Below are 21,846 nucleotides of genomic sequence, written 5' to 3'. Positions count from 1 at the left end.
CTTTATTTTTCAGGTCTTGGTCTGCCGCTGTTGGATTTTTTGCTAGGTTATCTCAGTGCATGATTTCTCTCTTATTCACCTTAACACCTGATAAGGATTGATCAAACATATCGAGAATAAAAAGGAACCTCTCTGCTTCACGAAATACATGATCGGCCAATAAAGGATGGATAATGCTTTTTATTCGGCACTCGTCGATTAAATCACGCGCTGTTTTCTTAAAATCACGCAAGGACTTCACAGAGACACGATTTTCATCAACAAATTGACTCAGGAGTGGAACGGTTTGTGACTGTGGCCGCATATGACTTAAATCAATCGCTTGAAACATCAGCATATCAAAATCATTACTAAACTCCCTAGCTTGTTCAACCAGTTTACGCTCGGATGGATCAAGCAAATGGCCTATAAATTTTGCGTGATCAGCCATGATTTTTAAGAAAAATACATTTTCATCAATAATTGCATCAGGTAATGGTTCAAGCTTTCCTGAATTGAGTTCCCCTAAACGATTTCTGAAATAATTGGCTTCCCGGCTTACGTGATCTACCAGTAAGGGAAAATTGGTTTGCCCAGGAAGTTTGCATTGTAATATAAGGCCCAATACCATTCTCTTAAATGCCCAAATATTCGTCGCCGCATTCTGAACTTCCGTATTAAACTCTTTGATTGTATAAGGATCTGTCTCGGTATTAAATTCATGCGACCTTTTCTCAATATCCTCAAAAATGGCGTAGAACCGATTGGCTTCTGTTTTAAGTTGAGTATCTTCCGCTCGAAAACCTAACCCCAGAAAAAAGGAATGCTCCTTCATGATCCTGGACCAAAATCGTATTTCATCTAATGAGCGTGAAACGAATGCATCCAATCATATCCCTCCTCTATGTGAGCAAAAAAGCACTTACTTAGTCATATGGGATATGCCTTGTCATTATGAATATCGAATCCTACGCCTCATACAATCTAATTCCGAAGTTGAGCTATTGTGACTCGTAACTCTGTTGCCTTATTTATGTACGTGAAATATTTCTCTATACTGGCTATTGACCGTCGGAGTTATTAGATCATTTAGGGTTTTCTCCTTGCTTTATATGTGCGTTTCACGACGATCACCTCAAATATTCCATTCGGTGAACCACATATGGATTCCTTCCGCTTTAAACATTTCTGTGTATGTATCATATATCCATTGTTTGTTACGAAGCTTAACCGGATGTTTCTTCGAAACCTCCAATCGAAAGACTAGTGCCTTTATACTTTCGACGACCTACGTTCCTCCGGGAAAAATTAAATTCCATAATAATACTCATATTTGAATATATATCATTTAATGTTTGGACAATTCTCCCAATCTAATTCTATAATTCACTTGTTATTACATATATTTAGGAGGAAGTCATGAAAAATATTTTATTCAAAAAACTAGGAACAATAGTGTTAGCCCTTCTCATTGGAGCTTCGGTGTTCTCATTGTTCCCTACCGTTACAAAAGCTGAGACTACTAATGTAACTTGGAAAAACGGGTCTGTAGTAACTACTCTTGGGAACGTAGGACAAAGCGACAAAGCGACAGTAGGAAAAACAAAAGGAAAATGGTATTGGGAAGTAAAGGTTAGCCACAGTATTTCATTAGTAGGAATAACAGGTGAATCTGGTCCGAAATATCAAGCATACTACGGTTATAGTGGTCAAATTATAAATAATATTACATCAGATGTACGAACAGCTTACGGTCCTACGTTTGGACTTAATGATGTTATCGGTGTTGCACTGGACTTAGATAACGATAAAATTGTTTGGTACAAGAATGGCGTTTTCCTAGGAGCCAACACCGTTAAACCATCTGAACTAGAAGGAACACAGGTCTTCCCGATGGTCATGAATGGAACTGGTGGATATATGACTTACGAAGCTAATTTTGGAGCAAGCGATTTTAAATATCCTATTCCTGAAGGATTTTTACCTTATCAAGATTCGGGTACATCTACAACACCTGACCCATCTACAAAGCCTGATCCTTCTACAACACCGGATCCTTCTACAAAGCCTGACCCGTCTACAAAGCCTGATCCTTCTACAACACCGGATCCATCTACTAAACCAGATCCGTCTACAAAGCCTGACCCATCTACAACACCAGATCCATCTACAAAGCCTGATCCGTCAGATACCGATGGGGCCTCCCAACCAACTGGTGACCGCGCCATTCTGACTGTAACGATGGACAATGGATTTGATAAAGAATTCGATCTGAGTAAAAAAGAACTCAATGCCTTCATCGCGTGGTATGACGCTAAAGATGCTGGTAGAGGTGCTTCATTCTTTGCCATTGACAAGCACAATAACAACAAAGGTCCATTCAGCAATCGCAAAGACTACGTAATCTTCAACAAAATCCTCACATTTGAAGTAAGCGAATACTCAACTAAATAAACATATGAAGGGCTTCATGTCGGCTAACATGCCGATGAAGTCCTTCTTTACATTTACTGTAATCTCGAGATCACGCCCAAACTGCTATACTGGACGATACATTTTTTCTAGACTAAAGGTTTGCAGATCGTTTGTTTCAATAAAAAAAGCACGGCTTCCAAAAAGCCTGGAAGCTGTGCTTTGCTTATATATTCAACATTAATATTCGATAATAAAGGTAACAAGATAAAATGAGCAACTACCTCAACCGATGAGGATACACAGGAGAATTCGTCATGTTAAAAAAAGTTCTATCTATTGCTCTACTTTCTGTAGCTTTAACAGCTTGTGGAAGCAATTTTAAAGAAACAACGACAAGGTCTGGGTCTTCAAGTACATCCTTTGCTACTGAACAAACAACAAGCAATGAAAATACTGCTCAGCAAGCTTCTACAGATAATCAGGTCACAGATAAGCAATATTCATTTGCCGAATTCATGAGGGATGGGACACCCGTGTTAACAGAAGATCAAGCTTCTATGGAACAAACATCTTATGACTTCATTGTTAAAAATAGTGACTTATTTCCTTCCACAGATAAAAGCAAAGTCATTAATCTAGTAGACAAATCTGTAACAACAAAACACTTAAATAAAAATCTGAATTTATACTTAAACAAATTTGTAAAAATAACCGGCGATGTAATAGACATAGAAGAAGATAACATTCCTATAGGGACAACGGCGATCGTTTACATTAGTGATGAAAATGATAATACAGTAATGGCAGTTTATCCGGGTGCAAGTGGAGAGATTTTTGAAGGAGACGTTGCTTCAGTTATTGGAGTTCCTATCGCTAATTTTTCATATGAAAATGTTTCAGGTGGCTATACGAATACTACATTGTTAGCAGCTTCTTTTCTCACGAAGGAAAATCAATAACATTGAGTTGTAGGAGAACGTATTTCGGTTCGACATGCCGAACTGCATTTATAGTTGTATTAACGGATCATTAAACCGATAAAAAAGCTTTCTATACCACCCTTTGGGGTGATTATAGAAAGCTAATCTGCTTGGCAGCGTCTATAGCGCTCACTTAAAATTTTCAGGAAACTGGTAGTGTCAAACCAAAAGGTTGCCGATATTTTGAACGCGAAAGAGAAACTTGCCATCATCGCAGAGATCAAAAGTGGTGTCTTAATCTTTATTTTCCGTCTAAAGACATAGTTCGAATAAAAACAATCCCCTCCAGCCAAGTATGGTTAGCGGGGATTGTTAAGTTGTTTTTGAGTTGTATTTACGATTATCTTTTATTGTGGTTTTCAGGCGCGCGACGTTTTAAACCTGCCAATCCAACCAACCCCAACAAACCAAGCCATCCCCAATTATCATTATCGTCATCATTATTATTAGTAGTTAACATTTGTGTTCTACCATTGTCGTTTGTGCCCATATTGTTTTGACTGTTTTCAGCAAATGCTACTGCGGCTCCAAAGCTTGAAATCATTAATGCAACAACAACCATTATCTTCATTTTTTTCAACATACCTAAACCACTCCTTTAGATTTGTGTTTTCAATCAATTTTTTAATGTATTTAGCATGCCCAGTAGAACTTATTTCTTATACACACATTAAATCTTCACTACTGGGAATCATAAATTTGTATATCATTAAAATTAAAAAAGGAGTGGTTTTTATAATGGGTATCCTAAGCGGGAATCCAAAAGACGAGCCCATGCATTACGGAGAAGTTTATAGTGTGTGGCAGTTTTCAGCGTTAGCGAAAGGCAGCGTTTCATTTTACCAAGCATGCTTAAACCACGCAGGAGACAAAGAGCTCAAAAAAGTACTGGATGATCTTATTGATCAAGCTAAACTAGAAATCCAAGAATGCGACGCAATGCTTACTGATAATGGGATTGCCCCAGCTCCTATTTTGCCTGAAAGACCCCCTGTGAAACTTGAGGATATCCCGGTTGGTGCAAGGTTTACTGATCCCGAAATTGCAGCTAAAATCGCATTAGATACCTCTGTGGGATTGACGTCTTGTAGCCAAGCTATGGGTCAATCCATTAGAGAAGACATCGGGGCTTTATTTGCGAAATATCATCTAACTAAGACTGCTTTGGGAGTCCGTATTCTAAAAATGAACAAAGAAAAGGGTTGGCTAATACCTCCTCCTCTTCAATTAAAAAGACCTGAACCAGTTAAAGCCTAAAATTCCAGCATAATTCTTTAACACACTTTTCCTTAGATCGTTCAACAAAAATCCCCGCCGACCAGTTAAGGTTTGCGGGGATTTACTTTGCTTACGTTTAAGAACCTCCGACCTGTTATTGAGGCGGTATATCATGTGAGTGAACAGGTACAGTAACAATAAACAAAAAGCTACCCGCGATGATTAGCAGTATCATTTTTCTCAACATTGTTCATCCACACCTTTTCAATAAAATTTAAAAATGCTGCTTTGGTTTCAGGAACCGCATAATCCCGAAAATGCAAAAACAAGCCCAAGCAGTTTATAAAATAAGTCTCATTATTTAGTGTATGATAACCTAGTCCCGTAGTGTAGAATTATCCGCCCCCATAAATATAGTTATCTTACTCTAAAGCAAGCAGCCTAATTTTTATGTCCTCTGTGCGCCCCCCGTCTTTATCTCCAGATCCTTAATAGCTGGCATCTTACGCGGCCTGCTGAAAGCTAGTAGACTGAACGGCGACGTTAAGCTAACGAGCGGGACAGTTCCAGAGGAATACAAGCATTTAGGAAGTTGGCAGAACAATCGTCAACAACAAAGAAATTTATAAAATTATGCTACTCAAGTCTCAAGACCTATTCACCAAATAAATTTAAAATTGAATAGATTGTTTCACAATCAACATTGATATGCGGCGAAGAGGGAATTTATTCGACCAGAAGATGTCAGTTGTTCTCTCCCTAATATCTCACAAAAGAAAAGCACGTTAATTACTCAGTCGGAGGAATCACTATTTTGAGAAAGCTATCATTCTTTATTGCCATTATCATGTTAGGTGCAATGTTGTCCGCTTGTTCTGCCATTACATCCACCGTGGATCAAGCGTCTGCAGGTTTTACGTCCGGCGAGAGCAAAGAAATCGAAAAATACAATGCGTATGTGAGGCTGAATAACTTGATGACAGGCAGAATCAATGAGGTTCTGGTTCATTATTTTGAGAAGTTCGGAGTTGATTCACAGCCTGTAATCGAGAAGAACTTCAGCTTCATCATGCTCGGCGTTGCTGAAACTGAGCGGGAAGTTATTGATAAAGCGAACGGCTATACCGCAAGCCAACCTGCTTTTGCGAACGTAGACCCCGTAGTGATCAAACTGACACCGGTCATCAATGATCTGTTGTCCGTCCTGGACGAGATGAAAACCTACTATGATACAAAAGGCTACGTGGATGATGATTTCGCAAAAGGAAAACAGCTGCATACCAAGCTGGTAAGTGCCAATCTCGCTTACGAGACTGTCTCCAAACAATACTTCACGGCTATGCAAAAGTTGGGTAACGAGCAGCGTCTGGCTGAACTGCAAAAACTCAAGGATTCAGACCAGCAGATCAGGTATAATGCCTTGAAGTTCATGATAGATGCCGAGGCTACGGCCATTGAAATGGATGAGCAGGGTATCACCGCCGACAATGTGCTGCAGCTTGATATGACGAAGTTTAAAGCCAAATACGACATTATGACCGCAGATCTGAGTGCGCTCATGACAATCTCAAAAGACAAAAATCGAGTTCAAAAAGAAGGGATTAACAGCTTCAGTATCAGGAACTATGTTGATTCAGCCACTGAGGCAAAAGCGGCTGCTTCGAAAATCATTGAACGCATCAATAAGAAGGAACCTGTATCTGATTCTGACCTGAACGGCCAGTTCCTGAACACTACGGATGGCACACCTGAGAATTTCAATTATAAGCTAAGCAAGGCAGTCGAACGATATAATGAAATAAATTAAGCGTATCTAACGATAGGGGCTGCGAAAACAAATACGGAGTTCCGGTAACGAACAAGCTCTGCCAACCATAAGGTTAGCAGAGCTTTTGCTTTAAAATCCTCCAATGGTAACTTGAGGGTGAATGCTATGATGGTGGTTAAAAGCTTGATCCGGCACATTAACCATAAACAAAAAGCTAGCCACAATAAGCAGCAGTACCGATTTTTCCAACATTTTTATCCACACCTTTTCAATAAGATTTAAAAGTGTTTAAAAACATTGGCGATTCAATTACAGGAGAGAACACTAAATAATTGCTCTAATAGGAGGTTTTATTATGATTAAGCGAAAGATAGCATCATTATAAAGCAGAAAAGCGAATCCAAGGGTCTATTCAAGTAAAGAAAGGACAGAGGTGACCGCCCTGTCCTTTCTTTATAGATGAGGATAAACGCGTGATAAGTTTACGGTTCAATTCAAGGTTTACAGATCGAATCTCCAGTTGCCCATCATCTTGGCGACTTCCGGGTCGCGGTACGATAAGAAAAGACTTTCCCGCGTATCGAGGGTCGAAATTTGTTCGATATCGTCCGCGCTCAACTCAAAATCAAAAATGTCAAAGTTTTCAACGATCCGCTCTTTTCTCACCGATTTTGGAATTACAACGACTTCACGCTGAACAAGCCAGCGCAATACGACCTGAGCGACGGACTTTTTGTGTTTTTCTGCGATCGAGACCAGCACTTCGTTTCTGAACATGTTGTTAAGTCCCTCAGCGAACGGGGCCCACGACTGATGTTGAACTCTCTGCTCTTTCATAAAAGCTGCGCTCTCTGTCTGCTGGTAGAACGGGTGCGTTTCGATCTGGTTGACGGCGGGCACGATTTCGTTATGAACGATGAGGTCCATAAGGCGGTCGGGTAGGAAGTTGCTGACACCGATCGCCTTAATCTTGCCTTCGCGGTACAGGTCTTCCATCGCACGCCAAGCACCGTAGTAATCGCCGAACGGCTGGTGAATAAGGTAACAGATCGAGATAGTCGAGTTGCAGCTTCTTCAAGGATTTGGCAAACGCGAGCTTGGCTCTCTCGTAGCCGGCATCCTGAACCCATAGCTTGGTCGTGATGAACAGCTGCTCACGCGGTACGCCGCTGCGCTTGATCGCACGACCGACCGCTTCCTCATTCAGATAACCGGCGGCGGTGTCGATCAGGCGGTAACCAGCCATCAACGCTTCATATACGGCGTTCTCGCATTCTTCAACATCTGGAACTTGGTAGACACCAAAGCCGATAATCGGCATTTTCACACCATTGTTTAATGTCACGGTTTGCATTGTAATTCCTCCCATTGTTCAAATGTAAAGCAAACGGCCGCGGAACTGGGAAATCGGGCACCTCAGTGGGATTCCGCTTACGGTCGACTTGCATTACAATAAACCTATCGCCTTCGTGTTACACGAAGTCAAGCCGTCTTCAAAAAAATTTACTTTTCCAAGGAGGATTCCACATGTATACAGTCAAAGAAGCCGCCCAGATAACGGGACTCACCGAGCACGCTGTACGCTTTTACACGGATAAAGGCCTAGTACCAAGCGTACAGCGCAATCAAAACAACATTCGGATGTTCGACGAAGAATCGATCAACTGGTTACATGGCGTCAAATGTCTCAAGCAATCCGGGATGCCGATTGGAGTCATTAAAATGTACGTCGATTTCTGTCTCGAAGGGGATTCGACCATTCCGCAACGCTACACACTCATGATGGAGCATAAGAAAGCGGCGCTCGTTAAGCTCGAAGAAGCCAAACAGCACGTTGCCCATTTGGAACAAAAAACGGCCCTATATCAGGCCATTCTGGAGCATCGTTCTCCAGACACGACCAATCCTGGCAACTGGGATAAAATTCAGCATATGCATAGTGACGTTTTTTACTCGCCCTCTGTTCGGAAGGCTAGAGATCTACGTGAAACACAACTGCTCGAAGAAAATACTCTTTTTTAAACTCCTGGTTGGCTTAGGATGAACAAGATTTACATCAGTCTAGATTGCACTAAACACAGAAGCGTGAGTTCAATGAAAACAGCGACAGTCTAGGACTTTATTTTCTCCGTCCTTTGCTGTCGCTGTTTCAATTTCTAGAGTCAGTCTAAACTTATTTTATGGAACTTGGACGGTATGACAATTCGAAAAAGCAATGTGTTGCTTTTTTCTAAACTTATATCTTAAATTACTTCTGTTGCTCTAATACTGCGGATTTTAAAATATATTTCAGTATGAATAAGCCTGTAGACTACAACAGTACATATAAATCGTAGAATAGCAGCATATTACAATTGACCGCTAACTAGAAGGGAACTGTATTGCTATGGTTGACAAGTTAAAAAAATGGCTATTTAAGCAGCCTTCACGATCTAATAGTGGCACGAGCCTTGAGCCAGTTAATGACGAAAAATCGACTGAGCTATCCGAAGAGCTGAGTATCACGCTTAAGGACAACATGACCCTACTGAAGCAGAAAATAGGACATAGCACGGATTTCAACCTTCGTTGTTTGAACGATGAACAGGGCAATCCGGTTCTCGCTGTAGGTTTTCTTCAAGGTTTGATTGATCAACAAATTTTAACGACACTGTTGGAGGAACTCACTGCAGGTATTCGAAATGGAGATGTCTCTAATCGTAATGCTGAAAGTTGGTTGATGAGTCTTATCCCTATTGGGGGTATCACTTGCCTTGAAAATGAGCAATCACTTATCGATGCCGTTCTTTATGGACAGGCAGTTCTCCTCGTCGAAGGCAGATCCAAGGCCTTTGCAGCTTCTATCAGCGGCGGGGCTAAAAGAGCTGTTGAGGAGCCAACATCGCAGACAGTAATTCGCGGTCCTAAAGAAGGATTTACCGAGGATATTTCCACCAATATCGCACTCCTCCGGAGAAGGATCAAATCAACTGAACTCCACTTTGATTCTCGAATTATTGGATCATACACGCAGACGAAGGTATCGGTAGCTTATGTTCGAGGCATTGCAGATCCAGAGGTGGTTAAGGAAATCTCCAGACGGTTAGATTCCATTAACACTGATAGTATTCTCGAAAGTGGATATATCGAGGAATTTATTCAAGATGGGGTATGGACACCCTTTCCAACCATGGTTAACACCGAGCGGCCGGATACTGTAGCAGGCAGCTTGCTTGAAGGGCAAGTAGCGATATTGGTTGATGGGACCCCATTTGCCCTGATTGCTCCCGTAACCTTTTTTCGGTTCATCTCTTCCAGTGAGGACTACTACCAACGTTATGATCTAGCATCTTTTCTTCGGATCGTTCGGATGGCATCCTTTTTCTTGGCATTGCTTTTACCCGCGTTCTTTATTGCAACAACTACGTTTCACCAGGAAATGCTACCTACAACAATGCTCATCACTTTAGCTGCACAGAGAGAAAATACACCATTGCCAGCCCTACTTGAGGCAATGATAATGGAGCTCACCTTCGAAGTCATCCGCGAAGCAGGAGTACGAATGCCTCGTGCCGTAGGGCCTGCAATCTCTATCGTTGGGGCTTTGGTTCTTGGACAAGCTGCCGTTCAGGCGGGATTGGTTTCCGCAGCTATGGTCATTGTGGTATCATTCACAGCCATCTGCAACTTTGTGTTACCTGCATTCAGTATGGCTGGGTCTGTTCGTTTGCTCAGATTTGGACTTATGCTAATGGCAGGTTTATTGGGGTTATACGGCGTTTTGTCAGTCTTGGTTCCCATCCTCGTTCGATTAGTATCTGTGAATTCGTTTGGCGTTCCTTATATGATGCCGCTCGCACCTTTCTATAAGAGCAATATGAAAGACCTGTTTGTGCGTGTACCTAGGTGGAAGATGAAGAAGCGCCCTGTAATGATTGGGGATTCCAATCCAGTAAAGCAGGCAATGGAACAGGAATCATTTGCAGAACAGGCGGGGGAACACGGCCGAGATCCAATGGCGTAAGGAGGAATCGATTTGTCTCAATTAGGCAGGTTTATTTGGGTCTTGGTCATATTATTCATTTTGCCGGGTTGCTGGAACCGAGTCGAACTGAATGAGCTGTGGGTAACTGCAGCTACAGGAGTAGATATGATGGACGATGGACAGTGGATGGTGTCCTATCAGCTTATTGTTCCCTCCGCCCTTGCAAGTGGTACCGGAGGAGGAACCGGAGGGTCTTCTCAACCAGCATTCCATGTATTCTCTGTAAAGTCCAAAACCTATAGCCAGGCGTTATCGTACAGCAATTTAAAAACATCAAGACGAATTTACGTAGCACATAATCGTGTTGTATTTATCGGCAAAAGAGCGGCTGAGAAGGGAATGGACCGTTTAATCGATTTTTATCTTCGTAATACGGAAGCGAGGGAGATGGTCAATATGATTGTAACGGACGGATTAGCATCCGATCTAATAAAGAAATTGTTGCCGCCTGAAAAACTTCAAGGCGCCGCTATGGCTGAATTAGTCGACAAAGAGAGTAATATGTTATCGATGTTTCCAAAAGTCAGGGTATATGATTTTGTATTAAGCATGAACTCGGATTCCAAATCCATCGGGGTACCTGTCGCCGAGTTGATCGGAGAAAGAGACTACCAGAACGAGCAGGAAGCAGAGAGTCTAGATGTCTTCAAAAAAACCTCGGCCCCGCTCAAACTGGCATTGACTAAATTGGCGATATTCCAAAACGGAAAGCTTAAAGGATTTCTCAACAAGAAAGAGAGTCTGGGAGTATCTTATCTGTCTCAAAAGGTTAGCAATACTGAAGTTTCGTTCCCATGCGACGAACAACCCAGTAGGGAAATGTACTCTTCCCTGCTAGTAAACTCAACTAATGTGAAGATCACACCACAAAAAACGAGTTCTCATTACACTATGCAGGTTGGAGTGAAAATTAACGGGACTTTAAGTGAAACAACATGCACTAAGGATATTTCCATGATGAAGACCATACATGATATGGAAAAAGAGATTGCAAAAGAAGTGACCAGTACGATAAATGAGGGCTGGGCTAAACTTCAGGAACTTGGGGTAGATGCAACTGGTTTCGCTGACCGGATTCACCGGAGGTTCCCAAAAGAGTGGAACACAGTGAAAAAAGACTGGGAACAGGAATTCAAGAGGATAGAACTGGACATTCGAGTGGATGCACGGATTAAGCGTCCTGGACTCCTGCAGAAGCATATCGGAAGTCAAACCTAACCCATTTGTAAAAAGGGGCCTAAACAGTATGAATAAAACCGTCACCAGGGTATCCGGGTTAGTTATCGCTTTCTCCTTGTTTCAGGTTGGCAGTACAACATTATTCCTATTGGGAGCTAAAGCCAAGCAGGATGCATGGCTAGCCATGCTGATCGGTGCACTTGCAGGCTTCGTCCTGCTAATCATGTATTTATACATGCATAAGCTTGACCCACACCGGGATTTGTATGAACTCCTATGCCATTATTGGGGAAAATGGGTTGGTAGTCTGGGTGGTCTTCTGTTCATCAGTTACTTTGCTTATGAAGCTTCCAGGAATGTCAGAGACATGGGTGAGCTCGGCGCATTGACATTGCTGAACAGAACCCCTACCGAAGTTATTACGTTTATAGCATTAATTGCCTGTGCCGATGTGGTATGGTTTGGGCCGAGAGTCTGGTTCCTTCTATGTCATATATTTTTTCTTCTGCTTTTTTTTGGTTACAGCACTTTACTCTTGCTTACTCCTTTTACGGGACTCATTCACTTTGAGTTTTTGTTTCCTGTATTGGAGAACGGTTTAACTCCCGTAGTGAAGGCTGCCATTCCCGAGATCATGTCTTTTCCCTTCGGTCAGACGATTCTTTTTCTTGTGCTGTTCAAGCTTGTCACGGATAAACGTAAATTACAGCGGTCGATCGTCATTGTTTACTGGATCACTGCTGTGTTCCTTATTGTAATGAATGAGCTAACAATCCTCGTTCTAGGTCCGAAATGGGCAGCATCAAGCACCTATCCCTTATTTGAGGTTACACAACTTATTCAGCTACCAAAAACATTCGAGAGAGCTGATGTTCTGTTTTCGATGATTCTATTTATTGGAATCGGAGTCAAAACAGCTGGTTTTATGTTTGGTGCCGTTATTGGACTTCAAACAATAACCCCTTTTAGATATAAGCCTGCGTTACTGTTGCTGAGCATTATCATATACGGCCTTACGTTTCTCTCCCCAAGGTTAACCGAATTTTTGTGGTTCGGTCTTAATGTTGCTTTGATTCAAATCTGGCCTATCTTTCAGATTGCTCTACCTGTCCTCCTTTTCCTGACCATGCTAATTCGGAAGAAGAAGAGAAGGGCTTATAGTTAGCAGCTACTGTAGTCATGAGCATGTTGATTTTACGCACCGGTTGAAACTTCTTCTACGGAAGGTCGTGTGGCGAAAAACCTGCTAAAACAGGATTTCAAGGCGCACAAACCTAATCAAAAATGGGCACAGATATCACGCAATATCGTGTAGGGAATTGCTGGGTATATCTATCTTGATTAAAGATTATTCAACAATGAAATTGTAGCCCACCAACTCAGCGAACATAACGACAATCGAATTGATTGTACAGACGTTCGCCAAAGCCTTTGCCAAGCAAAAAGACGTGACCGGACTGGTCGTTCACAGCGACTAGGACTTCCAGTACACGTCTCACACTTACCAAGACACGCTTCCAAATGTTGGCACCCAAATCAGCATGTCTTGTCATTTTACAACTATTTATCTGAGCCTCAGTAATGCGATCTATCTGGTTAACAGACATAGACTTATTCCCTGTCACAATAGCACTTACTATTCCCCTATTCATGCCTGCTATATGCCCGAATTGCGTTAGACTCATGCCCTCTTGTTTTAAGTATCTGTCTAATTCTGCTCGTATCGTAGGTGTATACTTCATGCCATAGCCACCCTTCGCATAGGAATTCCATATTTTCTAAAAACAAAGAAGATTGTCCAGAATCATAAAAAAGCGCGCCATCCAAAAAGCTTGGAAGCCGCGCTGTGCTTGAGATGATAGCTATGCTGGTGAAGAAAATTGAAACCCCGGCCTACGCATTACGAGTGCGTTGAAATAGAGTTTTGATGGGGTTTACAAGGCTCCTATATCCTATCCAACAATAAATAAGGTTCCGTCAGGTATTACAGATATCCGTATTTCGGTAGAAGATTTGGTAGAAGAAAATAATTGAGGCAATAAGACGAGACTAATGCCTAATGTTCTCTAAAGTACCCTTCTCCGTCTCCTACAAGCATGATGATCTTCTGATTGCGATCCCACCTCTCCAGATGGCAATATCCCGTAGTATAGAATTTTCCGCCCCCATAGAGTTAGGTATCTTGCTCTAAAGCAAGCAACTTTTATGTCCTCCGTGCACTTCCCCGTCTTTATCTCCAGTTCCTTCATGGTGGGCATCCGTCGAGAAGGAAAATCGCGAGCAAAATAAAATAAGTATTAGACTCTCCCTAAAATTGAAACAGCGGCAGCCATGGACGAGAAAATAAAGCCCTAGACTGCCGCTGTTTTATTGAACTATCGTTTCCCGTTACTTTAACGATGTAATCGAACTGAAGCTAAATGCATTAGATCCAAATATCATTGACTGCTGTTAATTCTGACTCAGTCTCGCCAGTGTTTACTACGCCCCTGGGCTCTACCAACATGATATGACACTCCTGGTTAGCGAAAGTTTTGTGTTCGACACCCCTTGGTACAATAAATATCTCTCCTGGGGAAATCTTTACTTGGCCATCGCGGAAATCGATGAACATCTCCCCTTCGAGCACGATAAACACCTCGTCGGTATCTTGATGATCGTGCCATACAAAATCCCCATCTATCTTGACCAATTTAAATTGATAGTCATTCATTTCACCAATGACTTTCGGAGACCAATGTTCATTGAACTTAGATAATTTCTCATTCAGATTAATAATTTGGTAATTAATATTAATATCTCCTTTCTCTTGATATTCAATATACCCCGCTTATCCATTTTAGGCTCACGTAGTTTGAGCGAAGGGTTTGTGGGCAAATAGGTTTCTTCATATGCAAAACGGAATAGGGAGCGCACAAAATGGATGCGGTCCCTAGGCTACTTGGCTTTAATCGATCTGACTGCTTTGCTAGGTATTCCTTCAGCAGATTAATAGTTACCTCGGAAATATCTATATCCCCGAGATTGTTACCAGCATTCTGTACTGCAACGCATATGCTTTCAATGTATTTGGACTAAATCCCTAGATTCGCTTATCCGCTTCATAATGACGCCAAAGTTCGCTTAAAATCATAATAAGATCTCCTGGCAATTAATTCTAGTTCGCTTCTATTAGGAGGTTTAGACTATTTGTTCAACTAGCGTTTCCCATTAGTTGAATCATTAGCTAAGGATCGAATCAAAATCAGTATAATTATTTCACTGATGAGCGTTTCATCAAATTCGTTGAGGAATCGAAACGGTTCGTTCATTTACCACATTTCCCGTGTTTAGAGTAGTTTTTGGTTCGATTAATAGTAAATGGACCTCTTCTTCAGCAATTGGCTGATGTTCAACCCCTTTAGGTATAATAACAAACTCCCCTTCGTTAACAGCTATTTCACCGTCTCTCAAACGGATTAGTAGTCTCCCTTTCCATACGAAGAACATTTCGTCCTCGTGATCATGGTGATGCCAAATGAATTCACCCTTGATCTTTGCCATTTTTACGTATGAATCGTTCAACTCTCCACCTATTCTGGGATTCCAATAATCAATTATTTGCAAAAATTTATCTTGTACATTGACCTTCGAAATCATGAGATTCCCTCCTCATTATTGGTAACGTGTACTGCATTTTGCCCCGGCTAGAATCTCCTTTTCCCCATTCTCCTCCTCATTATCAGATAACGAGGTACTCAATCACTTGGTTTTGGTGTAAATCCCTCTTATTCACTAAGTTTACATACTGCGATGCATCACGTAAAATTAAAAAATAGTGTATAGATAATCACATTTTGTAATGCAAAAAGGAGAGAGTTGTTTTGGACATTAGATCTTTGGAGGTGTTTAAGGCAGTAGCAATTGAACAAAGCATTACAAAAGCTGCTGAGAAATTGAATTATGTACAGTCCAATGTTACTGCACGAATACAACGTCTTGAGCAAGAGTTGGGCGTTCCTCTGTTATATCGATATCATAAGAAGGTATCCTTAACGCCTGCAGGACGTGAACTGTTGCCGCATGTAAACAAGTTGCTTTACGATTTCGAGGAAGCGATTGAGGCAGTTAAGCTTTCTTCTGCCCCGCGGGGAACTTTGCGCATTGGAGCTATGGAGTCAACTGCTTCTACACGATTGCCATTGATTTTTACACAATACCACAAGAAATTTCCACAAGTAGAATTAAGCTTATATATGGCACCTACTGTAGATCAGGTTAGTACCATTCTCAAGTATAAGGTAGACGGCGCATTTGTGGATGGGCCAATTCTTCATCCGGAAATTGTTGAATACCCTGTCTTTGAAGAATCTCTAGTTTTGATTACAAGCTACTCTCCGGAACCATTCCAATTAGAATTGATTTTACATGAACCACTGCTTTCGTCATTCGCGCATTGCATCTATTTGGGACGTTGGCAGCGATGGCTAGAGGACAATGGCTATGCTCCTATGAAGGTGATGGAATATGGCACTCTAGAGGGTGTCCTTAAATGCGTTGAAAACGGGTTAGGAGTCACCGTCTTACCAATATCTATGGTTGAATCACGGATGCAGGGAAGACTTAACTGTCATCCATTACCGGAACCGTACAGAACAGTGCCCACTGTGTTTATAAGGCGTCGTGACTCATACATGACCAGTGCTCTCTCACGATTTATGGAGCTGGTGGGCATAACTAATCTGTGATTTGTTGCTATTTGCCAACTTAGAGTATTATTCGTAGGTATAATGACTTGTCCCAGAATTTTATCAGTAAATGAAAACAAAGAATGAGAATCTGAAAATAAAGAAAGACTCCATACCGGCTAAATGCCAGCGGAGTCCTTTTTCACATCTACTCTAAATTCAAACTGATTACGGAAGCAATAAGATCCGTTAATCTTAACCGACTCCGGTGTAATATTCTCCACTGCTTTACCGTAATCCACAATATCTATCAAACCCTCGCCCAACGGCTGTACAACATATACTCTTACCTGGCTTAATGCAGCTGCAAATAGTTCTCTATCTGACTTTAACACTTTATATGTATGATTCATGCTGATCACCTCAATAATTCATTCGATGAATGATGTGGTAATTCCTTTAATGAAATAATCCCCGCCAACCATGATCCCTATTTTCATCGTTATCAGTTTGGTGACTTATTGAAGCAACAATTTTTCTTTCAAGAACTTTTTAGTAAGGCAGGAAAACAAAAAAAGACGTTCCCATGATCCCGAGAACGCCCTTAGCTTTATTTTGAAGACACCTCTTAAATAACGGCTTTAAATTTCTTGCGTTTCGCCCGTTTTTTATTTCTCACGGACACCCCCAGTTCGATTTTTACCGGGCATATTTTACGGGACTTAGGAGATGAGTATAGCTTTCTTTTACTGCTCCATTTTATTGCATTTCTGCAACCTTCTTCACTGCGAATATAGAGCTGGAACCGCTGCTTATAGACGATTCTTTTTTTTCTAACAACCAGACAAAAAGTTACTCGGACAGGGCTGAAGCCATAGCTGATGGAACCATTCCTGCCGTGCAGAGCCAGAGGGACCCATCTACTTTCACCGGAACCGATTGAAAAAACAGAACTGCCTGTCAGAATATTTTTATCCTTCATCCTGTATTCACCTGAACTGTCGCTTTCACACGATAGATTCCCGGTGGCAAATCGCCAAACAGGTAGAGCCCCCCCTGATTCGTACGCGTAATCTGGATGATCTGTTCCACTCCTGCGGTCAAAGTATAGAGTGCCACTAGCGCATTAGGTATAGCAACACCATTCGCTTGGTCCGTCACGATACCACTTACAGTCCCTGTATTGGCATTCGGATCAGCTGTCAGATTAATATCAAGGGGGACATACTCAGGACTTTGGATTGTCACAGGGGCACTTTGGTTGGACAAATATCCGGGTAGGACCGCCTGGACGAAATAGGTACCACTCGGAAGTTCAGCAAACAAATACTGCCCTGATGCGTTGGAAGTCACTGTTCCGATCGGAGTAACCGTAGTCCCATCTGTTTGAAATAGACTAACCAAAGCATTATTCACGGGTTCATTATTGGTAATATTCCTTACTATACCAAACATGGCTCCCGTCGTTGCAGCGGGATCGGGTTGTAAAGTAATAGATACTTGTGTTGGTCTGCCTTGTGTAACTGTTAACGGAATACGGACAGGTGTCAGGTAGCCTGGTTCAGATGCAGTGATTAAATAAGAGCCTACTGGAACATTAGGTATGATAAAAATCCCTTGGGGATTACTGTTAACATGCGCATATGGCACCCCTTGAGAAGTATATACCTGCACTGTAGCAAAAGGAACCGGATTCCCATTAGGCAGGAGGATTGTTCCCTGCACCACACCAACGGAGGTGATGGACGAGGCTTGAAGTTCTAGATTGACACTCTCTTCTTCGTGCCCATCCAAGGTAAATGGAGCACTTGGCTGAAGTTTGAAAAAGTCAGAAATTGGAATAACCATGACCTCCTTTCACAAAGCTTACAACTCAATATATGCTTGGGAGTTCATAAACGACTGGTCAAACAACCTTACTCATACTTTTTTTAGCGTTACTAACATGATTAGGGCTAATAAGCCTTCTGTCGCGGGGATTTGCTATTTCGCGATAAATTCCACTCGGGTACCATCTTCATATTCATCCAGTTTGTGACCGACCCATGATCCAGCTCCACGATTATCCTTTGGACTTATGTACTTAATGTCTGCACCCTCTCCACCTTCGGAACACATCGCCATAGGCCATTAATCGCGATCCTTGCCCTTCTTGGTGGGTATACCTTTCAGAGATAGTTCACGGTTATGATCGGCTCCCTCTCGGTCTATGGTGCATACTGGTGATTTTCCTGCTGCTATAGCCTCTTTAATGTGCTGGGCTGTTTCGGGATACCGATCTGACGGAAATTGCAGCTTAACCGTGTCCGCCGATACCTGGGTTACTGGAACGGCTACAGGGTCGCTCTTAGTGGTCTTTGCAACTTCTTGTTGTACGCTACAGCCAGCTAATAAGATTGTTATTAGTACGGTGAATATCCATTTTAACATATGTAAACCTCCCTAAACGTAAAAACACCCCACCGGCTTGAGCCAGCGGGGTGCTACCGATGCTTTTATAAGATGAGTATAATTGGTTTGGGTGATTTTGTAAATACAATATATATGTTTATGCCAATTACCTCAGGATAGGTATTCGGTTGTGGTAATTCCTTCAACGACAAAAAAGGTCACATATCAAATTTCTTTTTAACTACACATTAATTCTTCAGTTTTGGGGATTATAAATAAACAAGGAGAGGTTTTGAAAGGGTACTGTTTAATACACTGTCCTTAGATTCGTTAAAACACACTGTCTCCTCAGATCGTTCAACAAAAATCCCGCCAACCAGTTAAGGTTAGCGGGGATTTGCTTTACTTACTTTTAAGCTCCTCCATGTTGTACTTGAGGCTCTATATCGTGCGAGTGAATAGGTACAGTAACAATAAACAAAAAGCTAGCCGCGATGATCACCAGTGCCATTTTTTTTAACATTGTTCATCCACACCTTTTCAATGAGATTTAAAAATGCTGCTTTGGTTTCAGGAACTGCATGCTCCCGAAAATGTAAAAACAGCCCCATACAATTTATGAAGTAAGTCTCATTATTTAGTGTATGATAACTTACCATTGAATACATCAAATGTTTAAAACCATCATCGTAAAAGCTTCGATGTAAATAATAATGAGCTAACTCGTAACCACACCACGCAAAATAATCTGGTACCACTTGTTGAGTATACATATCACTTGATGAGTGTTGCGATAATGATACCATGTCCGCTTCAAAGCGTTTAATTATATTACTAACATCGATATCATATCGGTTAGCCGCTATCATAATATTCAGCAGTTGGATGACCCTGTCTTCTTCAGTTGTATCCTCCGCCGTATCAATATATTCAACATAATCTTGTAGCATCTTTGTATCTCCGGATAAAAGCTTATTTACAATAACATTAGCTTTTGCCCAGTGCTTAAACAAGCCAATCCAGTGTTGGGTATCTTCATCTGTTTCTTTAACCCAATCTAAATTAGCATAGGCGTATGTATATTGTAGAGCTTGTTGATAATCGCCTTGGGCTTCATAGACACTTGCACACAGCAGGTCAGCATAGGAAATGTATACAAACAAAGGACGAGTCAGCTTCTTAGTAGATTCATTACGTTCTCGACTCCTCTGTTCATGTTTCAAATTATATTGAATTTCCGCTTTAGCTCTCATTATTCTTGCTACTTCCTCAACCTTGTCCCATTTACGCAAAGACCTGTACACGTTAGCTAAATCCTTCAGTGCGTCAAGTTGGTCCATTTCATCCGGACGTTCAATGTAAGGCTCGAACAACGTAGCTGCCTTGAGATTACGACTCTGATCGTCACCGACTTGAATCGTAAATATACGATACTGACAGACTGCCAATCGTTCTGAATGTTGATATTTCTCCGCTTCAGCTACCCCCTCATAGAGCAGCAATGCAGCCGCATGTCTTCCCTGCGACAATAATTCTTCTGCAATGTCAAATAACTTGGGCGAATATAGCAGATTATCCATGATGGCTCCCACTACTCGACGGATTGCATCCAACTTGCCCAACTCCGCACAGCGAAACAAAAACGGCTCGATTCGCCTCATATTCGGAGGATGGTCGATGATGTAGTTTTCTATGAACAAGTCATAAAAGTGACCTTCAGGTAAACCCATAGCCTCAGTAATTCGATCCAGTTGGTTAACAGACAAAGGCTTGTTTCCTGTCACGATAGCACTTACTGCTCCCCTATTCATATCCGCAATATGACCAAATTGTGTTAAACTCAATCCTTCTTGTTGTAGGTATCTGTCTAATTCTGCTCGAATCGTAGGTGTATGCTTCATGCCATAGCCACCCTTCGCATAGAAATTCCAGTATTTTATAATCATTTACTATTTTTGTCCAGTAATTAACAGTTGTCAATATCTTTTTTTGCGAATCATGTGGAAAAGCCACGTTTGTCATAAGGGCACCCCTGTAAACAAAAAAACACCCCACCGACGTTAAGCCAGCAGGGTGTTTCGTATTTCCAAACGCTTGTGATTATTCCTCATTATCTGTAGTTGGACTGTCAGCCGACTTACCATCCACATAAGCCTCAGCCAGAATGTAAGCAATCACTGCACCGAATGCACGACATTACTATCGTATTTTGGACACAATCGTAAAAGAGCACCCTGACTTTCCGCGGATTCGTTTCTATGATCTAAGACACGCTCATAACAGGGAACTCATGAACACTGAAAAAACCACTTTACTATACTAAAGGTTAGAAGATTGTTGGAAGATTGTCCAGAATCACAAAAAAGCGCGCCCTCCAAAAAGCTTGGAAGCCGCGCTGTGCTTGAGTTTTATAGAATGCTGGTGAAGGGAATTGAACCCCCGGCCTACGCATTACGAGTGCGTTGCTCTACCCCTGAGCTACACCAGCAGGTCAGTGTAACTGACAACAAAAACTATTATACTCTTAGTTACATAAAAATCAATCACTTACATCAACTTTTTCAACTAGGATTTGGATTTAGTTCGGTAACATTTCCTGTCGCGGTGCCAGATAGTTTCTCTGCGACGGAACGGAGCTTTTGGTGACTGGAGGAAGGCTTGTCACGGCGATCATCAATTTTGACCGAGGTGGAAACACGCTTAGCTCCAGACAGGAATGGCGCTTCGTGCAGCGCAGCAATGGCGGTGAACACATCGTCCAACGAACCTTCAATAATCGTACTCATGGAGGTAAGCTCATAGGTAATTCCTTTTTGCGTCTTCAACACTTTTTGCATCTGGGCAACGTAGTCGCTCAGGCTTGTACTCCCCGTTCCAATCGGGATCACTGTCACTTCTGCAATAGCCATCGCCAAGTTCCTCCTTTAATTTAAAATCGTCGCTTCTTTAAAAATCTAAAATCTTAGTCCGATAGAGCGAGCAACCTGATTTCACAAAAATAGTTCATATGTATGCTGCTTGTTTCTGTAGGAAACACTCTATCATTCATTGTACCGTTCAAACTGCCTCAATTCAAATACAGCCCGCGACTTCTCTGCATATTTTGATTTTCCATTCCTTTTCCTTTACGTATGGCTTCGAATGTTGCTATAATACTCCTTGCACTTATTTGAAATTTTAAGTTTATATACACAATATGTTGGGTTAAATATTCATAACACGTCT

General features: G+C 41.7%; 19 protein-coding genes, 1 tRNA gene and 4 pseudogenes. 9 read left to right on the top strand and 15 right to left on the bottom strand.

The features are described from left to right. Positions 1-52 precede the first annotated feature (52 nt). Positions 53-868, bottom strand: a complete 816-nt coding sequence (locus NLX73_RS18300; RefSeq protein WP_103046830.1) for a DUF2935 domain-containing protein — start codon at positions 866-868, stop codon at positions 53-55. Between the two features lie 530 nt (positions 869-1,398). Here NLX73_RS18300 and NLX73_RS18295 point away from each other — a divergent pair. After that, complete coding sequence (locus NLX73_RS18295) at positions 1,399-2,433, top strand: SPRY domain-containing protein (protein WP_254326919.1); 1,035 nt, start codon at positions 1,399-1,401, stop codon at positions 2,431-2,433. A 275-nt stretch (positions 2,434-2,708) separates the two neighbouring features. Next, the gene (locus tag NLX73_RS18290; protein WP_254326918.1) at positions 2,709-3,353 is read left to right on the top strand and encodes a hypothetical protein; all 645 of its coding nucleotides are present in this window, start codon (positions 2,709-2,711) and stop codon (positions 3,351-3,353) included. Positions 3,354-3,714: 361 nt separating this feature from the next. Here NLX73_RS18290 and NLX73_RS18285 read toward each other — a convergent pair whose 3' ends face one another. Beyond that, positions 3,715-3,957 (bottom strand): WGxxGxxG family protein, encoded by a 243-nt coding sequence (locus NLX73_RS18285; protein ID WP_254326917.1) that lies wholly within the window; start codon positions 3,955-3,957, stop codon positions 3,715-3,717. 155 nt (positions 3,958-4,112) lie between these two features. On the opposite strand from NLX73_RS18285, the gene NLX73_RS18280 reads away from it, so the two are divergent. Continuing rightward, positions 4,113-4,631, top strand: a complete 519-nt coding sequence (locus NLX73_RS18280; protein WP_069290956.1) for a DUF3231 family protein — start codon at positions 4,113-4,115, stop codon at positions 4,629-4,631. 170 nt (positions 4,632-4,801) lie between these two features. Here NLX73_RS18280 and NLX73_RS18275 read toward each other — a convergent pair. Beyond that, positions 4,802-4,972 (bottom strand): annotated as a pseudogene (locus NLX73_RS18275) (transcriptional regulator); the annotation flags it as partial. Between the two features lie 434 nt (positions 4,973-5,406). On the opposite strand from NLX73_RS18275, the gene NLX73_RS18270 reads away from it, so the two are divergent. Beyond that, positions 5,407-6,399, top strand: coding sequence for a YiiG family protein (locus tag NLX73_RS18270; RefSeq protein ID WP_254326916.1), 993 nt, complete (start codon positions 5,407-5,409; stop codon positions 6,397-6,399). A 90-nt stretch (positions 6,400-6,489) separates the two neighbouring features. On the opposite strand, the gene NLX73_RS25010 is transcribed toward NLX73_RS18270, so the two are convergent. Both NLX73_RS25010 and NLX73_RS18265 read right to left on the bottom strand, forming a co-directional pair. After that, positions 6,490-6,612 (bottom strand): hypothetical protein, encoded by a 123-nt coding sequence (locus NLX73_RS25010; RefSeq protein ID WP_302055478.1) that lies wholly within the window; start codon positions 6,610-6,612, stop codon positions 6,490-6,492. Between the two features lie 249 nt (positions 6,613-6,861). Further along, positions 6,862-7,714: pseudogene (locus tag NLX73_RS18265) on the bottom strand (aldo/keto reductase). A 173-nt stretch (positions 7,715-7,887) separates the two neighbouring features. On the opposite strand from NLX73_RS18265, the gene NLX73_RS18260 reads away from it, so the two are divergent. From NLX73_RS18260 to NLX73_RS18245, 4 genes are all read left to right on the top strand, one after another. Next, on the top strand, positions 7,888-8,382 hold the full coding sequence (locus tag NLX73_RS18260; RefSeq protein ID WP_061830029.1) for a MerR family transcriptional regulator: 495 nt from the start codon (positions 7,888-7,890) through the stop codon (positions 8,380-8,382). Positions 8,383-8,746: 364 nt separating this feature from the next. Beyond that, positions 8,747-10,363: a spore germination protein gene (locus NLX73_RS18255; RefSeq protein WP_254326915.1), complete on the top strand. Its 1,617-nt coding sequence runs from the start codon at positions 8,747-8,749 to the stop codon at positions 10,361-10,363. Positions 10,364-10,375: 12 nt separating this feature from the next. Beyond that, positions 10,376-11,602 (top strand): Ger(x)C family spore germination protein, encoded by a 1,227-nt coding sequence (locus NLX73_RS18250; protein WP_254326914.1) that lies wholly within the window; start codon positions 10,376-10,378, stop codon positions 11,600-11,602. A 28-nt stretch (positions 11,603-11,630) separates the two neighbouring features. Continuing rightward, entirely contained in the window at positions 11,631-12,728 is a 1,098-nt protein-coding gene (locus NLX73_RS18245) for a GerAB/ArcD/ProY family transporter (protein ID WP_254326913.1), read from the top strand. A gap of 406 nt (positions 12,729-13,134) precedes the next feature. Here the strand turns inward: NLX73_RS18245 and NLX73_RS18235 are convergent. The 3 genes and pseudogenes from NLX73_RS18235 to NLX73_RS18225 all read right to left on the bottom strand — a co-directional run. Beyond that, positions 13,135-13,305 (bottom strand): annotated as a pseudogene (locus tag NLX73_RS18235) (transcriptional regulator); the annotation flags it as partial. A 683-nt stretch (positions 13,306-13,988) separates the two neighbouring features. Continuing rightward, positions 13,989-14,354 (bottom strand): cupin domain-containing protein, encoded by a 366-nt coding sequence (locus tag NLX73_RS18230; protein ID WP_250268990.1) that lies wholly within the window; start codon positions 14,352-14,354, stop codon positions 13,989-13,991. 485 nt (positions 14,355-14,839) lie between these two features. Next, entirely contained in the window at positions 14,840-15,202 is a 363-nt protein-coding gene (locus NLX73_RS18225) for a cupin domain-containing protein (RefSeq protein WP_013308297.1), read from the bottom strand. Positions 15,203-15,426: 224 nt separating this feature from the next. Between NLX73_RS18225 and NLX73_RS18220 the strand changes: the two genes are divergently transcribed. Next, on the top strand, positions 15,427-16,290 hold the full coding sequence (locus NLX73_RS18220; RefSeq protein WP_069290826.1) for a LysR family transcriptional regulator: 864 nt from the start codon (positions 15,427-15,429) through the stop codon (positions 16,288-16,290). A 119-nt stretch (positions 16,291-16,409) separates the two neighbouring features. Here the strand turns inward: NLX73_RS18220 and NLX73_RS18215 are convergent, their stop codons facing one another. The 7 genes and pseudogenes from NLX73_RS18215 to NLX73_RS18185 all read right to left on the bottom strand — a co-directional run bounded on the left by NLX73_RS18215 (position 16,410) and on the right by NLX73_RS18185 (position 21,530). Beyond that, entirely contained in the window at positions 16,410-16,643 is a 234-nt protein-coding gene (locus NLX73_RS18215; protein WP_250267307.1) for a hypothetical protein, read from the bottom strand. 215 nt (positions 16,644-16,858) lie between these two features. Beyond that, positions 16,859-17,212, bottom strand: coding sequence for a hypothetical protein (locus tag NLX73_RS18210; RefSeq protein ID WP_254326912.1), 354 nt, complete (start codon positions 17,210-17,212; stop codon positions 16,859-16,861). Beyond that, positions 17,209-18,078, bottom strand: a complete 870-nt coding sequence (locus NLX73_RS18205; protein ID WP_254326911.1) for an MSCRAMM family protein — start codon at positions 18,076-18,078, stop codon at positions 17,209-17,211. Before NLX73_RS18205 ends, NLX73_RS18210 begins: the two co-directional genes overlap by 4 nt. 135 nt (positions 18,079-18,213) lie before the next feature. Then, positions 18,214-18,660: pseudogene (locus NLX73_RS18200) on the bottom strand (NucA/NucB deoxyribonuclease domain-containing protein). A gap of 446 nt (positions 18,661-19,106) precedes the next feature. Then, on the bottom strand, positions 19,107-20,522 hold the full coding sequence (locus tag NLX73_RS18195; RefSeq protein ID WP_254326910.1) for a tetratricopeptide repeat protein: 1,416 nt from the start codon (positions 20,520-20,522) through the stop codon (positions 19,107-19,109). 515 nt (positions 20,523-21,037) lie between these two features. After that, a tRNA-Thr gene (locus NLX73_RS18190) sits at positions 21,038-21,109 on the bottom strand. Between the two features lie 73 nt (positions 21,110-21,182). Next, the gene (locus tag NLX73_RS18185) at positions 21,183-21,530 is read right to left on the bottom strand and encodes an MTH1187 family thiamine-binding protein (RefSeq protein WP_013308518.1); all 348 of its coding nucleotides are present in this window, start codon (positions 21,528-21,530) and stop codon (positions 21,183-21,185) included. Positions 21,531-21,846 lie beyond the last annotated feature (316 nt).

The organism is Paenibacillus sp. CH40, assembly GCF_024213605.1.
In the GTDB taxonomy this organism is placed as follows: Bacteria; Bacillota; Bacilli; order Paenibacillales; family Paenibacillaceae; genus Paenibacillus; species Paenibacillus polymyxa_B.
Note: the sequence above shows the minus strand (reverse complement) of the source record. Positions and strands in the feature narration are given on the sequence as shown.

Coding starts and splice junctions, on each gene's coding strand:
- NLX73_RS25010 (WP_302055478.1), bottom strand. CDS start 6,612: ATGTTGGAAAAATCGGTACTGCTGCTTATTGTGGCTAGCTTTTTGTTT.
- NLX73_RS18295 (WP_254326919.1), top strand. CDS start 1,399: ATGAAAAATATTTTATTCAAAAAACTAGGAACAATAGTGTTAGCCCTT.
- NLX73_RS18290 (WP_254326918.1), top strand. CDS start 2,709: ATGTTAAAAAAAGTTCTATCTATTGCTCTACTTTCTGTAGCTTTAACA.
- NLX73_RS18205 (WP_254326911.1), bottom strand. CDS start 18,078: ATGGTTATTCCAATTTCTGACTTTTTCAAACTTCAGCCAAGTGCTCCA.
- NLX73_RS18255 (WP_254326915.1), top strand. CDS start 8,747: ATGGTTGACAAGTTAAAAAAATGGCTATTTAAGCAGCCTTCACGATCT.
- NLX73_RS18245 (WP_254326913.1), top strand. CDS start 11,631: ATGAATAAAACCGTCACCAGGGTATCCGGGTTAGTTATCGCTTTCTCC.
- NLX73_RS18185 (WP_013308518.1), bottom strand. CDS start 21,530: ATGGCTATTGCAGAAGTGACAGTGATCCCGATTGGAACGGGGAGTACA.
- NLX73_RS18285 (WP_254326917.1), bottom strand. CDS start 3,957: ATGTTGAAAAAAATGAAGATAATGGTTGTTGTTGCATTAATGATTTCA.
- NLX73_RS18260 (WP_061830029.1), top strand. CDS start 7,888: ATGTATACAGTCAAAGAAGCCGCCCAGATAACGGGACTCACCGAGCAC.
- NLX73_RS18215 (WP_250267307.1), bottom strand. CDS start 16,643: ATGAATCATACATATAAAGTGTTAAAGTCAGATAGAGAACTATTTGCA.
- NLX73_RS18225 (WP_013308297.1), bottom strand. CDS start 15,202: ATGATTTCGAAGGTCAATGTACAAGATAAATTTTTGCAAATAATTGAT.
- NLX73_RS18280 (WP_069290956.1), top strand. CDS start 4,113: ATGGGTATCCTAAGCGGGAATCCAAAAGACGAGCCCATGCATTACGGA.
- NLX73_RS18195 (WP_254326910.1), bottom strand. CDS start 20,522: ATGAAGCATACACCTACGATTCGAGCAGAATTAGACAGATACCTACAA.
- NLX73_RS18210 (WP_254326912.1), bottom strand. CDS start 17,212: ATGAAGGATAAAAATATTCTGACAGGCAGTTCTGTTTTTTCAATCGGT.